11 protein-coding genes are annotated in these 15,515 nt (G+C 58.7%); 1 reads left to right on the forward strand and 10 read right to left on the reverse strand.

The window, feature by feature from the left end; genetic code table 11:
• Positions 1 to 28: 28 nt before the first annotated feature.
• The 10 genes from ACFDR6_RS30435 to ACFDR6_RS30480 all read right to left on the reverse strand — a co-directional run bounded on the left by ACFDR6_RS30435 (position 29) and on the right by ACFDR6_RS30480 (position 13,626).
• Positions 29 to 718, reverse strand: coding sequence for an ABC transporter ATP-binding protein (locus tag ACFDR6_RS30435; RefSeq protein ID WP_375860605.1), 690 nt, complete (start codon positions 716 to 718; stop codon positions 29 to 31).
• Positions 711 to 1,457: an ATP-binding cassette domain-containing protein gene (locus tag ACFDR6_RS30440; protein WP_375860607.1), complete on the reverse strand. Its 747-nt coding sequence runs from the start codon at positions 1,455 to 1,457 to the stop codon at positions 711 to 713. Before ACFDR6_RS30440 ends, ACFDR6_RS30435 begins: the two co-directional genes overlap by 8 nt.
• Positions 1,454 to 2,470: a branched-chain amino acid ABC transporter permease gene (locus ACFDR6_RS30445; RefSeq protein WP_375860609.1), complete on the reverse strand. Its 1,017-nt coding sequence runs from the start codon at positions 2,468 to 2,470 to the stop codon at positions 1,454 to 1,456. Before ACFDR6_RS30445 ends, ACFDR6_RS30440 begins: the two co-directional genes overlap by 4 nt.
• A 4-nt stretch (positions 2,471 to 2,474) precedes the next feature.
• Positions 2,475 to 3,338, reverse strand: coding sequence for a branched-chain amino acid ABC transporter permease (locus tag ACFDR6_RS30450; protein ID WP_375860610.1), 864 nt, complete (start codon positions 3,336 to 3,338; stop codon positions 2,475 to 2,477).
• A 97-nt stretch (positions 3,339 to 3,435) separates the two neighbouring features.
• Positions 3,436 to 4,656, reverse strand: a complete 1,221-nt coding sequence (locus ACFDR6_RS30455; protein WP_375860611.1) for an ABC transporter substrate-binding protein — start codon at positions 4,654 to 4,656, stop codon at positions 3,436 to 3,438.
• Between the two features lie 121 nt (positions 4,657 to 4,777).
• Positions 4,778 to 6,013: an ABC transporter substrate-binding protein gene (locus ACFDR6_RS30460; protein ID WP_375860612.1), complete on the reverse strand. Its 1,236-nt coding sequence runs from the start codon at positions 6,011 to 6,013 to the stop codon at positions 4,778 to 4,780.
• A gap of 125 nt (positions 6,014 to 6,138) precedes the next feature.
• On the reverse strand, positions 6,139 to 6,975 hold the full coding sequence (locus ACFDR6_RS30465; protein WP_375860613.1) for a phosphodiesterase: 837 nt from the start codon (positions 6,973 to 6,975) through the stop codon (positions 6,139 to 6,141).
• A 15-nt stretch (positions 6,976 to 6,990) separates the two neighbouring features.
• On the reverse strand, positions 6,991 to 8,163 hold the full coding sequence (locus tag ACFDR6_RS30470) for a cobalamin-independent methionine synthase II family protein (RefSeq protein WP_375860614.1): 1,173 nt from the start codon (positions 8,161 to 8,163) through the stop codon (positions 6,991 to 6,993).
• 1,604 nt (positions 8,164 to 9,767) lie between these two features.
• A complete protein-coding gene (locus tag ACFDR6_RS30475; protein ID WP_375860651.1) occupies positions 9,768 to 10,817 on the reverse strand; it encodes a cytochrome-c peroxidase in 1,050 nt (349 codons plus the stop codon).
• 2,041 nt (positions 10,818 to 12,858) lie between these two features.
• Positions 12,859 to 13,626 carry an amidohydrolase family protein gene (locus tag ACFDR6_RS30480; protein WP_375860615.1) on the reverse strand — a complete coding sequence of 256 codons (768 nt, stop codon included), beginning with the start codon at positions 13,624 to 13,626 and terminating at the stop codon, positions 12,859 to 12,861.
• Between the two features lie 318 nt (positions 13,627 to 13,944).
• On the opposite strand from ACFDR6_RS30480, the gene ACFDR6_RS30485 reads away from it, so the two are divergent.
• Positions 13,945 to 14,223: a hypothetical protein gene (locus ACFDR6_RS30485; RefSeq protein ID WP_375860616.1), complete on the forward strand. Its 279-nt coding sequence runs from the start codon at positions 13,945 to 13,947 to the stop codon at positions 14,221 to 14,223.
• Positions 14,224 to 15,515: the final 1,292 nt, after the last annotated feature.

Genomic DNA, 15,515 nt, shown 5'->3' on the forward strand with positions numbered 1-15,515 from the left:
GCACGGCACACGCGCGAGGTGCATGAGTTCAGTTCACGTCCAGCACACTATCGGCGAGTAGTTCCGTCGGATTCCGCTCTGCCACGATCTCGCCCTTCTGGACGACGAGCGCCCGCCCAACCAACGAAGCAACAAAGCTGAGGTCCTGATCGGCGATAATCATCGCAGTGTTTTCGGTTCGGCGGAGGGACGAAAGGCATTCGGCAATTTCATCGGTCACCGAGGGTTGAACGCCTTCCGTAAGTTCATCGAGCAGGAGGAGACGCGGCGAAGGGACGATGGCTCGCGCCAAGGCAAGCAATTGCCGCTCACCCCCGCTGAGCGCGGAAGAGCGGCGATCGAGCAGCCTCTCAAGCTGCGGGAATAGCGCGAGAATTTCGGTGATGGGCTTTGTGCGCCGTTTTGTGGGCATCATGCCGGCGAGCGCAAGACTCTCCCGGACTGTAAAGCCCGGAAAGCCCAAGCCGCCCTGCGGCGTGTAGCCGATGCCCAATCGCGCGCGCCGATGCGCTGGCGAACGTTCGACTGCTGTCCCATCGAATTCGATACGTCCGCCCTCGGTCGGCAGCAGCCCCACGAGCGTTTTGAGCAGAGTGGTTTTGCCCATGCCGTTGAGGCCAACGATGCCGAGCACTTCCTCGGTCGCAAGCTGGAAACTCAAGCGGCGCAGGACCCGAGTCCCGCCATAGCCTGCGCTAAGCCGTTCGACCTTAAGCATGATTTGTCGCCTTCTCCTTTTTGCGCCCGAGATAGATATCCCGAACCGTCTCGTTTGCTTCGATCCTTTCCATGCTGTCTTCCACCAGAACCCGCCCCCTGTGCAGGACCGTGACCTTCTGAGCGAGGCGGGCGATGAACTCGAGGTCGTGCTCGACAACAATCACCGTGGCACGGGCGTTCAGGCGCTTGATGATGTCGACGGTTTTCAACATCTCATCGCGCGTCATGCCGGCGGTCGGCTCATCGAGGAGCGCAAGCCGCGGATCGCTTGCGAGAAGCATCCCGAGTTCGCACCATTGGCGATGCGCGTGCGAAAGGGTCGCAGCCGGCTGTTTCGCAAGATGGTCGTCGAAACCGATCTCGTCGAGCGTCAGCTCAACAACCTTCGTTAGCTCGCGTTTGGTCAGTTCCCGCCGCAGAGCGCCCAGCCGGATGTTCTCCCGGACGTCAAGGTTAGCATAGATTGTCGGAATCTGATTCTTGATGGCAATGCCCAGGCGCGCAATCCGATGCGTGGCAAGGCCCCGAAGATCCCGGTCGTCGAACAGAACATGGCCGCTGGTCGGCTGGTGCTGATGCGTGAGGCACTTGAAGAGAGTGCTTTTGCCGGCGCCGTTCGGGCCGATCAGGCAGCGGATCTCCCCGGCCATCACGGCAAGATCGACACCATCGATTGCCGCAACACCGCCGAACCGTTTGACCAGTCCGCGCGTTGCAAGAATGGGGGAGCCACTCATACCGGTTCTTCCTTTCGCCTCAGGCTGCCGAAACGGGGCGGGAATTTCAGATCGGCCATACCGAGGATCATTGGCAGCAGGCCTTGTGGCGCGAGCAAGACAAACAAGATAATCGTCGTGCCGAAAATGAGTTCGGTATTGAAAACTTGGTTTGCGCCGAGCTGGCTGCTGAGAAGCTGAAAGCCGAAGCTTGCGATCATGGGGCCGACATAGGTGCCGAGTCCGCCGGCGATCACCCACAGCAGGAATTGCGAGGCTTGCGCGAGATCGAAGACGTTCGGGCTTACGAAACCCATCACCGCAGTATAAAGCACGCCGCCAAGACCCGCGATGGCGGCGCTTAGGGCAAAGCCCACGAGCTTGTAGAAGCGAATATCATAACCGAGAAGTTCGCTACGCAACTCGCTTTCGCGGATCGCCGCCATAATCCGACCGGCATCGCTCGCGCGCACGACCGAGAGCAGGATATATACGGCCGCAAGGGCTAACAGGCAGATTGAAAATGTCGCTTCCACTGATAGAAATGTTTGCGAGCTCCCCGGCATGTTGAGCGGGGGTATGGCCGCGATGCCATTGAAGCCCCCAAGCGGCACCGAGCCGATGCGGAAGGAGGGATCAGCTGTCGATGTCATGAAGGAATAGCAGATCAGTGTCACGCAGAGTGTTATGACGCCAAGGTAGACGTCGCCGAGACGGCTGAAGAACAGGAAATAGCCGAGCATCAGCGAGAATGCGGCCGGCACGGCTATCCCGATCAGCAACGCGAGCGTGCTGTCGCCGAGATTGAAGACGGCAATCGCATAGGCGTAAGCGCCGAGACCGTAAAAAGCCGAATGGCCCAAATTCAGAACGCCGAGCGTCCCCCAGACAAGGGCAAGACCGAGCGCCGCGATCGCCAGGGCTGAAAAGGCCGACAGATTGACCAGGCAGAAAGGCTCCAGCACGAAGGGTCCTAGAGCCGCGAAGAGCGCGAGAGCGAGAGGAACAAATGCATGTTTCAATTGGGGCAGCATGGCGTTATCGACCTCCGGTCCACAAGCTGGAGACGCCCGTCGGGAACAGGCGCAGGATGATCCCGGCCAAAAGCAAAAGCGAGGCCTGGCCGACGACGGGTGTCGCGAAATAGGAAAGCAACGCCTCGACCGGCCCGAGAATCGCCGCGGCCGACAGAAAGCCCGTGATCAAGGCTCCCCCGCCGCTGATGACCGTGACGAAGGCACGGGCGACATAAGCAGAACCCATGTGGGGAAGGACGCCGGATATGGGTGCGAGGAGAGCGCCAGCCAAGCCGCTGATCGCCGCGCCGACGATGAAGGTGACGGCATACGCACGGTCGCAATTGATCCCGAGGGTCGCTGCCATTTCCGAATTCTGTATCGCCGCCCGCGCGATCAGTCCGTATTTCGTCCAATGCAACACCAGGAGAGAACACACTACGAGCAGCGCCGTGATTGCACTCAAGAGCAGCTGGTAGGCACCGATGGAATAGGCTCCAACCGGCATATTGCCTAGCGGTGCACTCACGCCCAAAGTCGTGTTGCCGAAAATGGCGGTTACTACACCGATTAGAAAGAGGCTGAGACCCCAGGTCGCCAGCATCGTCGTCACCAGATGCCCGTAGAGCCGGCGAATAATGAGGCGCTCAACGGCAGCCCCGATTAGACCGACGACGATAGGGGCGACGATCAGCATGGACAGCCAAAGATTGACGCCGGCGTGATTAGCGATCACCGTCGCGTATCCGCCCAGCATAATGAATTCGCCATGGGCAAAGTTGATGACCCGCATCATTCCGAAAACGACCGCGAGTCCCAGGCTGACCAGAACGAGAAGCGCGATGGAATTCACCACCGTGAAACACAATATGACGAACTGATCCATGGTGTATCCCGATCTGCGAAAAACGGAGACAGTCGAATAACGTTGCGACATAGTCGGCGGTTCAGTGCTGCCACCCCGGCCACCTAGATCTGCGGCATCAGAAATTCCGTCTGGTTCGAATTGGTGAAGACATTGCATCGGCCCCATAGGAATCCGGCGGGATCTGCTCCTTCTTCTCGATCAGGCTCCAGACGCGGTTTTTGACGGTAATGATGTGAACGGCTTGCGACGTGTTGTGGCTGGGACCATCGGTGGTCATGACCCCGGCCGGACCGTCCCACCGGATGCCGTATTCAAATGCCGCGAGGACTGCGTCCCGCTCGAAGCTACCCGCCCGTTTCACGGCTTCAGCCCAGAGCATGACTCCGCTATAGCCGCCGACAACTTCGCCGTTGATATAGGGATGGTTCTTGCCGGCCACGGCTTCGACCTTGCTCAGAAACTCCTTGTCCTTTGGCGTGTCGAGCTCTTGGAAATAGTTGCAGGCGACGGTTATGCCGTCCGTTTCTTCCGGCGGAAGAACCTTATGCTCGTTGCCCGCGGCAAAGACGATCGTGATGATCGGGATTTTCTTCAGCATCCCGGCCGCCGCCCACTGGCGATAGAAGGACATGGCCGGACCACCGACCCGGCAGGAATGGACGATGTCCGGTTTCGCTGCCTGGATTTTGGCTATGGCCGCCGTGAAGTCCGTAACATCCAGGGGATAGTAGTCCTCCGCCAGCACATCGCCGCCTTCGCGCTTCGCCACTACATGATTCCAAATGCCGAAACTGCGCGGCGCGTTATAGTCCAACGCGATATAGTAAAGCTTCTTGCCCAAATTCCTGAACGACCATTCAAGCAGCGGTACAACCTGCTGATTGCCGCCTGTATTGACGCAAACGGTGTTCTTCTCGCACAGACCACCCTCGTATAACGAGCCATAGACGAACGGCACCTTGTAGCGGCGCAGAACGGGGCGCGTCGCTTCGCGCGCGGCGCCGGAGAGCGCGCCCTGCACCATAACGCATTTGTCGTTCAGCACCGCCCCTTGGGCGTATTGCGGATACTTTTTGAAATCCGACTGACAGTCACAGACTTTGAGATCGATCTTCTTTCCGAGCAGGCCGCCGGCGGCATTGATCTCATCGACGGCGACGTTCATGCACAAATTGGACGGAACGCCATAAATATCGAGTGGTCCGGTCAAATCATGCAGCGAGGCAATGGCGACCGCGTCTGATGCCGCCACGGCGCGATCGGTAAATGAACTGGCGAGGGATGCGGCGGAGAGCGCCGCGGAAGAGTCGAGAAACTTGCGACGGGACAATTTCAAGAGAAGCCTCCTTCGAATTGTCAAAAGAAGAGTCACGCCCTCTCCCCTCAACCGATAAACCCCGAACCGGACGAACGAGGCCGCGGCGCCGCCAGCAATGAGGCGCCGCGCGCTTGAGCGCTTATGTTTGTGGCATCAACCACTCGGTTTGGTTTGGACGGGCGATGACGTTGCATCTGCCGTCATAGGTATTCGGTGGGTTTTGCTTTTTGGTCTCGATCAGACTCCACACGCGATCTTCGACTCTGATGATGCGCACATCCTGCATCGTGTGGTGCGTCGGGCCGTCAGTGACCATTGTTCCGCCGGGCCCTTCCCAAGTGATTCCGCTCTCCCACGCCTTCCTGACCGCGTCGGGCTCGAAGCTCTTTGCACGCTTCACGCACTCCGCCCACAACATGACCGTCGTGTAGCCTCCGATAGCCTCTCCGTTGATGTAGGTATGGTCTTTACCCATGGTTTCGGCAAAACGTGCCAGAAAGTCTTTATTCTGCGGCGTATCGAGCTCCTGAAAATAGTTGTAGGCTACATAGATGCCATTCGTCTCTTGAGGTGAAAGGATCTCCGGTTCCCGGCCACCTCCGAAAATAATCGAGATAATCGGAATTTTGTTCAGCATTCCGGCCGCCGCCCACTGGCGATAAAACGACATTGACGGCCCGCCGACCAGACAGGAATGGATGAAGTCTGGTTTCGCCGCCTGGATTTTGGCGATTGCCGCGGTGAAGTCGGTCACATCCAAGGGGTAGTAGTCATCGGCAAGCACCTCGCCACCTTCGCGCTTTGCCATGACGTGATTCCAAAGCCCGAAAACGCGCGGGGCGTTATAGTCCGACGCGATATAGTAAAGCTTCTTGCCCAAATTTTTGAACGACCATTCGAGCAGCGGAACGACCTGTTGATTTCCTTCGGTGTTACAGCAGAAGATATTCTGCTCACAAGCGCCGCCCTCATAAATTGACCCATAAAAATACGGTACTTTGTATCTGCGCAGGACCGGTCGCGTTGCTTCTCGGGCGGCGCCGGTCAAGGCACCCACTGCCATCACGGCCCGGTCACTTAGCGCCGCTTGCTGCGCGTATTGTGGACCCTTGTTGACATCCGACTGGCAGTCATAGACCTTCAAAATCACCTGCTTGCCTAGAAGCCCTCCCGCTTTATTCAATTCCCTTACAGCAAACTCCGTACACATATTGGACGGAGCACCATAAACATTGAGCGGTCCGGTCAAGTCGTAGAGCGAGGCTATGGTGACGCTATCCGATGCGGCGAAGGCCGGACCGGCAACTGAGCCGACCATGGACGCGGCGGATGCCGCCACGGAAGAACGGAGAAGCGTGCGGCGTGAGATGATCATGAGAGTGCTCCTTAGTCCTGAAAAGACGAGCCAAATGGTGCAAACAACTGCTCCGCCGGGGCTAGATGACGGACGGGCAGGCGTGACAATCGTCGGCGAGGAGCGAGACCCTGCCGCATACGGGATCAGGGTAGCGCTCGTCGTCCCATTGGAAGGACTTGGCGCTCAACAGGCTGGTCCGGGTCGTACAGATATTTTGCGCTCGTATCGAGAAAGTCATGGGTGTGGATGACCACGGCGTCGGCGTTCAGAAAGGCGATCGCATAGGCCGGCGGCTCCATACTGCAGGGAATTCCTCGCTCATGATTGAAATCCAGCCACAATTGATGGTTCAGCCCGCGCAAGGTGGAAAAAGGAATGTTTTGCCAGCTTCCGTTGATTGGGCGATGCACATGCCCGAAGAACAGATGGCGGATGCGATGCCCTTCAAGAAGTTTCCCGAAGGCCGCCCCGTCGTCCAGCATGATGTCGTCCGCAGGCCGGAAGTGAACCGGCAGTGGAGGGTGGTGCATGAAGAGATAGGTCGGCCTTCCTTCCGCCTCTTCCAGACGCGCGCGCAGCCACGCCCGCCGCGATTCGCAATACAGGCCCGCATGGCTGTCGGATCGTTTGGTATCGAGAAACAGAAAGCGTCCCGCCGGGGCGTCGAGCATCGACTGGACGAAGCCAAAGCTGTCAACGGGAGCCTCGGTAAATACATCACGGAAATTGGCGCGATCGTCATGGTTACCCAAGAGCAGTCGCACCGGCATCGGCAAGACCTCGAGCGCCTTGCGCAGGCGATCGTAGGCGCTCCTCTCGCCATGATGAGCGAGATCACCCGTGATGACGCACAGTTCAGCATCTGCATGATGCTTGGCCACATCGGCCAAGCAGGATTTCAAGCGCTCGCCTGGATCGCTGTCAAAGAGACGACCACCCGTTGAAACCAGATGGAGGTCGGTGATTTGGATGATTTTCATGGGGTGTTTGCGCTTTCAGGCGGCATGGGTCTGACTGGGACGCTTGGATTGCGTGTTCCAGAGCCGGTGGGACGCAATCTCGGCGCCCTGCACCAGCGACTCCAGCTTGCGCCAGGCTATGTCCGGATCGACGGTATGAAACGTTGCAAAACTGGCAAAACCGCAGTCCGTGCCGGCGATCACCCGCTCCCGACCGACGAGATTGGCGTATTGCTCGATGCGTTGCGCGACGATTTCCGGATGTTCGATGTAGTTCGTACAAGTGTCGATGACACCGGGCACGATGACCTTGTCGTCGGGTAACTGAGTCTCTTTAAAGAGGCACCATTCATGCGCGTGACGTGGATTTGCCGCCTCGAGCAGGAGAGCCATCGGCCGCGCTTTGATGATGATATCGAATATCTCGTGGAGATCGATGTCGTGGTGATGGGGCGATTCGTAGTTGCCCCAACACAGATGCATTCGCATCCGATCGGCTGGAATGTCGCGCAGCGCGTGATTGAGGACTTCGATGTGAAGGGTAATCTCCTTGCGAAATTCCGCGACATCCATCGGAATCGCACGAAAATGGCGTCCAAGCGCAAGGTCCGGACAATCGATTTGCAGAAGGATGCCCGATGCAGCGATGGCATCATACTCCTGCTTCATTGCGTCGGCCAAAGCATAGAGATATGCTTGCTGCGATGGATAATACTTGTTCGGCATGTAGTGCGCCATGATCCCTGGAGAGGAGGCGTTCATGAATGCTTCCTCGACAGAGACCGCATCGAGACCCGCTTTCAGATTGGCAATGTCGGTCGCCACCGCCGTCTCTCCCTGATAGTGGAGAAGCCCAACGCAGGCGGGAGTCTTGATATCCAGATTGACCCGCTTTGCGAAATTCGAAAACTCCGCCAGTTCGGACAGTGCAAGCGGCTGATCAATCCCCGTCAAGCCGGTCATGCGCGCGCGCGCATACGTCGCATAGGCGTATTTGCTCATCTCACCGTCGTCGATAACCGTCAGGCCAATACTCGCCTGCTTTCTTACGATGTCGGCGACCGCTGAACTGACGTTGGCGGCCAACGACGCAGTGTGATCGGCATTCAATTCGCCCTTCTCTTTCGCCAAGAGCATCTCCTCCAATGCGGGCGGCCGCGGCAGACTTCCGACATGCGTCGTGAGGATTCTGTCGGTGCTTATCTTCATCGGTCTCTCCTATGACTTGCGGCGAAATTTGCTGGAGGCCTGCCTTCCCCCGTTTGGACGGAGAGAGGATTGCCTCCTTGGCGCGTACGACTTCGTTGGAATTGAGCACTCCACCCTCTAGCTGGAGCGCCCCCGCAGCTTCCGGCCCGGTTCGTAACAAGCGCTGTTGACGCGGAAATGTCTTGATATTAGTTCTACTAATGGTAGAGGCACTAATTCTGCCGGCCGCGATGAGCCGGCGCGCAACTACTATCCAGTAGCTCCGCACAGTGATTATGACTTTTTGGAATTGTCGGGATAGGCTCGCCTCGTTTTGGCTCGGGATTTTATTTGTTAGTCGACATCCACTTGGTGCGCGAGCCCACGGCCGTCTCTGCCATTCCCAAGCGTTGATTTCGCGGTGCAGTCGCCTGGAGCCGTGGATCCAGCGATCGCGGCACTGTCCCAACAAGACGTCGATCTCGATCAGCCATGGCGAGCGAGCTTGCAAGCTTGGGGCGAAGTGAAATTTGAGCCACAGCAAGATCCGCCTAGCTCGGCGGGCCGGTCGCGGCGGTATGCTGCGACCGGATCGCAGCCAGCCATGAGCGATACCAGCAATGGCGAACTCTTCACTCTCGCCATTGGAGAAAACGTTGGCGCTTACTCAATCAATGACGTGGTCATCTGCGACGGTCTCGGCAGTCACAAGGGCGCGCCGTCCGGCAGTGCCATTCGCACCGAACGACGCGTTTTCTCTCTCTGCAACGTTAGAGCGCTGACCTCAACCCAGCCGAAACGCGCTTCGCGAAATTCAACCAAGTGGTACGGGCCGCAGAGCCTCGCGCATCGAGGCAACCCTGCGAAGGGTCGACGACTGCTCGAGCCTGACCACGGACAGGCCCAACCGCTAGCCTCGCTGGGGGGAGGCCCGAGAGATTCGGCCAGCGGATCGTGATCATTGAGAGTGAGCCTACCACGCCGCTTGATTGCCCCTGCTGTTGAGCGCGTCAAGTGCCCGCGGTTGCGCGAGCATCGGAATGAGCTTCGCGGGCCCCAAGCCTGTCTGCCTAGATAAAACATTTTGTCGGATTGCCGTTCAGGAACGCGGCTGGAGCACGAGCAGCCCGGTGATCGCAGATCCGCGCGGGCACCTTTCTGTGTTTCCAAGGAGGCTGTCGACGATGGGCACTGCTGGGGGCCTCTCGACGAAAGGCGTGGCTTTCGCGGTGAATTCTTCATGGACCGGCGATGGCGAAGGCAGCGGCAGGCCGCAGCTGACACGCGAAAGCAGATTCTTGATGGCAGCTTAGTCACCTTCCACCCAAGTAGGGCGCGCTCAAGTCGTCGCGGAGCCCGTGGCGTTCGGCCGCCATGATCGAGACGAGAGACAATTACCGAGGACGTGGCGCTGTAACAGGACGCTCTGCGTGCGTCCGCAACCTGCCCTTTATGACCCGATCCTTTTCACAGCTTCGCTCAGTCTGTTGCCGATCAGACCTTGCTCGCGCCCTGCTCCGCCCGCATCCCGCTCTGCGAGGTCATGAGGACGCCGCTCTTGAATGCGCGCGCCGCATTCCATCGGTTCCAACGCCACGCAATCAAGATAACCGTGATGAATCGTACTATTTGCCCAAAGAGGGCGGCGGGGTCGCGTCGGTGCGCGTGGGGAGCATCGGATACTCGATCTTCGGCAGCCGCCCGGTTAGCGAATTCAGAAATGCGACAATATCGTTTGCCTCATTGTCACCGAGCTTGGCGCCAAGCTGGATTTCGGCCATCACGTTAACTGCTTGTTTGAGGCTCCAGACCTGACCCGAATGGAAATAGGGCGACCGCAGAGCGACGTTGCGCAACGGCGCAGCGCGAAACACATATTCGTCGCCGGCCGCTTTGGTGACCGCGAACCGGCCCTTGTCTGCGCTCGGAAGTAGACTTGCGTCTGGCTTTTCGGCCAGGCCGAACGGGAAATAATCCTGTCCACCGACGTTGATCCCCTTGTGACAAGAGGAGCATCCCGTTTCGATAAATCGCTTCAATCCTGCCTTCTGCTGATCATTGAGAGCGTTCGGATCGCCTTCAAGATAGCGATCGAAAGGAGCAGCCGGTGTAATGAGAGTCGCTTCGAAGGCCTCGATTGCCTTCGCGAAGTTATCAAACGTGACTGGCGAGGCATCCTCCGGGAACGCCTTCTTGAACAAGACGACGTAGTCGCGCATTGAGTTCAGCGTGCCGATGAGATGGTCTGGGGTCGCGTTCATTTCGGCATTCGCCTGCACGGGTCCCTTTGCCTGAGCCTTGAGGTCTGCCGCGCGTCCATCCCAAAACTGCGCCACATTGAAGATGGCATTGTAGACGGTTGGCGCCCGACGAGGCCCCCGTTGCCAGCCGTGACCAACTGAGGTTGGACCGGCATCCACTCCGCCCGTACCAAGATTATGACAGCTGTTGCAGCTTATGATTTGGCTAGCCGACACTCGCGGATCGAAGAACAGCACCTTGCCGAGTTCAACCTTCTCCGGGGAGACCGGATTATCTCTCACTATAGGCGCGACAGAGGGGATCGGTCTGAAAATCTGTCTGGAAGCCCTCATCAACTCGTCATCTGCGCTGGCTTGTGATAGGACCAGTACCGCGACCGCCGAAATAGACAATTTGCCTACAAAATTGTGCATCCATATCGCTGACGTCTTCATGCCAAGTCTCATCCGTATCAGTTCTCGTTGATGATTGACGGAAATAGGAACAGCATGACCGCCGCGTCCGGCCCCCGTCCCCAGATGCCCACCCTCCAACTACGGGATACTCTGGAGCGTAATGTTGATCTCGCGGTCCTCAATCTTGGCGACACTTGCCGCAAGCTCTGTACGATGGATATCGGGATGCCGTGCAGCGACAGCCGTCTCGCCAAGCGACGTTCCAGGAGCGACGTGATCTGTTCAAGTGAAGACATCTTGTTCTCTATCAAACGCCCGCGGCCACGCATTTTCCGCCGGAGCTTTATTCTCGCCAAGAAACAAAGCACACCGGCTTCGAGGTGTTACTGCATGCCAGCAGCAAGAGCCGTGCCAGTGACGATCAATCGATTTAAGCTGCTGATTTTACCTCCCGGCACAGTTCGTGATTGGACTTAGGCTGTAGACGTCCATCGAGATTCGTTAGCGCAAAGAGCGTTCAATCTGTATCCACGGGGCGGACTTGGGCGCTCCGAGTGCGATCCAATCGGGACCCGACCATGACCGCTCCACCGAAAAGCTGAACAGAGGGACCAGATAGTCCCGGATGATGATCGTGACGTGAGGTTCGCCGGCCTCATTCTCGGTCAACTGCTTGGCCTCACTGGCGTCCGCATACTGGGTCGTGGTCTGGATCAAATGTTTCCTTCCGAAGGAAAACCTCACATCACCGAAAAGGAACAGAGCGCCAGGCGTCAATAGGCGTTGCTGCGATGGCGGTCGCAAGATCGACATAGATCGAATCACTACCGTCGAGATTGATGATGTCGAAAGTCTCTCGATTCCTCGCCAACCGGATCAGGTTGAACAGGTATGTTCCTGACCCATTCCCGAGAGGCGATGTTTCGATCGGCGATCCCGACCCGGGCCAGGTCGGCCCGGCGTTAGGCACAAACATGTTCAAAGTCCAAGCCCACTAGTGGATGTCGAGTTCGTCATGATCCTGAACCGCTCCTGCCGGAAGGTCGGCCCTACGCCGATCTCGAGAAAGCAGCGGCCCGGATTCTGTCGAAGGATCCGGACCAGGCGTGCATGAGCCGAGTGCCTGTACGCCCGGTAGTTGCTGGGAGGGGACGGTTACCGTCAAAGAGGACGTCGTGACGGTCACTATTCATCGGCCGTTGCGCAGTTGGTCAGAAAATACATCTGGCATGCCGTAACGCGCACGGCCAAGAGCTTCACCTTCCCGGTCACGACCACGATGGCCAAGGTCGGGCCGTTTCCGGCGAACACCGCAAGCCCAGAATGCCCAAAGTGCGCTGAAGTCGAAGCAACGACATGCCGGCACTCTATTGACGGCACGCGATGTGGGCGCTTCATATCTCGGTTTGCTCCATCCGTCGTGACCGCCGCCAAATAGTGAGCAAAGGGCGATATCGCCCGGGTGTGCGACACGAGCGAACTCTGGTCGCTCCGTCCCGCCAGCCAATCGCCAAACAGCCCTTTGCGGCCAGCGCCAAGATCCGCGTTTCGGACAAGTGTGCAGCGCGGAGCTCAAAGTTTGGGCGGAAGCGAGCGCCGCGGGCGGATCTGTTGGTTGGCCTGGATCATTCGCTCCGAGAGCCGCGAACGGTACGGCGCGCTCAGCAGCATCAAAAAGAGCGCCCGGTCGGCTTCGTAGCGAGCAGCGGATCGGCTGCTTCTTGAACCTGTCATGACCAGCGAGCCTCCGGTCGTGCGAACCGACCACACCCACCTTCGTCTGCGCTGTTCCAAGATAACTTCGAAGATTGAAAATCGATCAGACATGTCATCAGCCCCTCAACAGATAACCTCCACCCGTAGTCTGCACGTCTGCATCCACAGCCAAACCTATGCGGTGACGGCTTCCGCTCGACTGGTTTTACGCGCACTCGGTGTGGCTTCTCGGAAAGCTTTGATGGACGGCTTCGATCTGCCAATTCCTCGAGCGAAACCTCTTTCCGCGGCGAGCCCGCGCTCCGGTCGACATCGCTCATTTCGTCGTTTGGGCATGTAGGTCTTAAGATACGGAAAGTCGGTAGACGGCGGCAGGCGTCTCGCCAAGGATCCGCCCTCGGGCGTCCTCGTCCGGGACGAGTTCCTCAAGCCACTCAAGTGTCTGCGCATAGGATGGCGCGTAGGCGTGAGCGGCTGCGACGTGCGGCCACTCCGAGCCCCAGAGCAGCTGTTTCGGCCCGAGCTCCTGCAGCATCCTGGCTGCAACTGCTTGGGCCCAGCCATCTGGGACGCGTCCGATCCCCGACAGCTTCACCCACACCTCGGCTCCCTTGGCGAGCCCAAGGAGCCGTGCGAGGCGTGGATCCCAGGCAGGATCGCGGGCGCTGTCCGCAAGTCCGAAGCCGCGGAAAACCAGTCGATGGCCGTCGGCGAGAAGCAATTCTGCGAGGTGCTCACGTCCTTCGAGGCCACCCGACACCTCCAAGTGCAAGCCCAGCCGGAGGGCGGCCTGAAGGGATTCGGCCAGTGGATCTGGATCGGTGAGGGTTAGCGCCAAACCCACGGCGCCCGATCGAGCCCACTCCTCCAGCACCTCAGGCGCCAGCGTTTGAACGAGGGGCGGAATGAGCCTCACCGGCATCCGGGCCTGGCTCGCCTGGGCGAAGAGCTCGGCCGGATCGTCGTTCAGGAAGGCAGGCTGGACCAGGACCAGCCCAGCTATCTTGGACTCGCGCGCGGCGCCTTCCAGCGTTTCCATGGAGCCGTCGATGGTGGGCGCAGCCTGCCGGCTCATAAGTCGGAAAGCATGCACCTCGCAGTCGATCCTCATGACGCGCCCTCGCTGCAAAGCCTCGCTGGTGCAGCGCGCGTAAGGCAGGAACTCACACACAACACCAGATCCTCGATAACAGCACGGGGGTGGAGACTTTCCAGCTTCTGCTCAAGCACGCAGCCGGCGATATCCCGCCGCGCGTCGGTGCGATGCAGATCGGCCGCCATGAACTCGCCGATAGAGCCAACTCCTGGCATGGAATGCTCTCGCGCCATTGCAAATGCGGATTCTCTGCAGAAGGTCATCTTGGTCGCTTGCTCGGCTATGTAAGTCGTGTTGCCGAAAAAAGATACGGGATGCGGACAAGTCAAGACAATGCTGTTCGGTTGCGGTTACGCCATTCGGAAGGCCGAGCTCTTTGATCTCATGAACGTTTCGCGCGATGCAAATAACCTCGCGAGCGAACTCCAGAACCGTTGGCAGCACCGTGCGATCATTGTCATTCGCTGGGCTAACGCCTGCGCCGGCGTGTGTCTAGATCGCGACGCTGCGGTCGACCGCCACCACATGCGCGCGGTCGGCTCCGGGGCGCAAGGGCCCACACGATGTTTGCGCGTGCGGCATGACTTCTTTGGTACCACCGAATTCCCTTAGCCAACTCACCTGGAGGACCATACCAATCCGGTTAGCAGGTTCCTTTCGCTGCAAGCCGGCAGCGCAGTCGCAAATCATGCAGAAATCCAGCTCTTCTTGCGCCATTGCGCAGGATTTCGAAACACGCTCCCCGTTCGCGGCCCCCTACAAACAGCGCCAGACCGTCGAGCTTTAGATCTGTGGCGATTGACGCACTACAGCCCTACGGGCGGCGCATCCAATCTTATGGACTCCCAAAAGTTGTAGAAACATGACATGCAGCAAACCGAGCGCTCAATTCCGGGCACTCGTATTTCGAGAGAATGCATCATGGCGAAAGTAGCTCCTTTTCATTCAAAGAAGCCAAATACAAAGAACGTCTACCACGACAACGATAAGTGCACCGAAGGCAACAATATCGAGAGGCAATATCTAGCCTCTGGCACGGGCGGTCGGCCTAAGTGTGAGCACTGCCAGCGCTTGAGTTAGTCCCTTTATCCCTTGACCGTGGTGTGGAAGACTAATTCCCACCACGGTCCTTCTAGTTGCCCGCCCGATACACTTGTTGAACGCGCAACACCGGAAGCCCGCACACCATTGCCACCGCAAAAGCGCGGTACCGGCCCAAGCTCCGCTATGGAATTTGCCGCACTCGCCGGAAAGCTCATGTTTCGATTGGCGATGACCTCGCAGAAGCGTGAGTACCGATAGAAGCCGGGCTCGGCGGCAATGTCCTCTTCCGGCAGATCGCAGCGTCACCTACCTGCGCTTGACTTCGCGGTGCACGGCTACGCAGTCGCTCTTCCGCAAGCCGCCGCTGCCCGTCGCCTGCTGATGACGGATCGGGCAAACAGCCGCGCTTCCAAGACCGCGTCGGTCACATCGTCCGGCGACCAACTCAGGCCCGCGGCCGCGAAGCATAAGATTGCCACCCGCATCGTCGAGGGTGCCGCCCGACCCGCCGCGCAATCTCGCGGCCTGGCAGCATGCCTGCGTTCATCTTCATCACTCGCGCACATGGCGCATCGCAAGCCTCTGCGTCGGCAACCATGGTCCCCTTGCAAAGCCGAAAGGGGCGACCGTATGGGCGCCAGAAGAGACCTCGTCACCCCGGGATCATCACGGAATCGTGGGCGACATCTTCTTCAAGAGCGACTTGAGTTCAGAATGATGGGTGAGATCATCCCGGAACGGGTGGGCGACATAGAGCCGAATCCGCACGCCGGGCCACGCTTCAAGTTCGAACAGACAAATTCAACTCCTTGACCAGCCTCGCAATCCGCTCTCACCTTTGCTGCTGACTTCCTTTGTCC

It is taken from the genome of Bradyrhizobium tunisiense, assembly GCF_042263385.1.
Classification (GTDB): Bacteria; Pseudomonadota; Alphaproteobacteria; order Rhizobiales; family Xanthobacteraceae; genus Bradyrhizobium; species Bradyrhizobium tunisiense.

Excerpts from the sequence above, each read along its gene's own strand:
- ACFDR6_RS30465 (WP_375860613.1), bottom strand. The coding sequence starts at position 6,975 with ATGAAAATCATCCAAATCACCGACCTCCATCTGGTTTCAACGGGTGGT.
- ACFDR6_RS30440 (WP_375860607.1), bottom strand. The coding sequence starts at position 1,457 with ATGAGTGGCTCCCCCATTCTTGCAACGCGCGGACTGGTCAAACGGTTC.
- ACFDR6_RS30445 (WP_375860609.1), bottom strand. The coding sequence starts at position 2,470 with ATGCTGCCCCAATTGAAACATGCATTTGTTCCTCTCGCTCTCGCGCTC.
- ACFDR6_RS30460 (WP_375860612.1), bottom strand. The coding sequence starts at position 6,013 with ATGATCATCTCACGCCGCACGCTTCTCCGTTCTTCCGTGGCGGCATCC.
- ACFDR6_RS30450 (WP_375860610.1), bottom strand. The coding sequence starts at position 3,338 with ATGGATCAGTTCGTCATATTGTGTTTCACGGTGGTGAATTCCATCGCG.
- ACFDR6_RS30480 (WP_375860615.1), bottom strand. The coding sequence starts at position 13,626 with ATGAGGATCGACTGCGAGGTGCATGCTTTCCGACTTATGAGCCGGCAG.
- ACFDR6_RS30435 (WP_375860605.1), bottom strand. The coding sequence starts at position 718 with ATGCTTAAGGTCGAACGGCTTAGCGCAGGCTATGGCGGGACTCGGGTC.
- ACFDR6_RS30485 (WP_375860616.1), top strand. The coding sequence starts at position 13,945 with ATGCTGTTCGGTTGCGGTTACGCCATTCGGAAGGCCGAGCTCTTTGAT.
- ACFDR6_RS30475 (WP_375860651.1), bottom strand. The coding sequence starts at position 10,817 with ATGCACAATTTTGTAGGCAAATTGTCTATTTCGGCGGTCGCGGTACTG.
- ACFDR6_RS30470 (WP_375860614.1), bottom strand. The coding sequence starts at position 8,163 with ATGAAGATAAGCACCGACAGAATCCTCACGACGCATGTCGGAAGTCTG.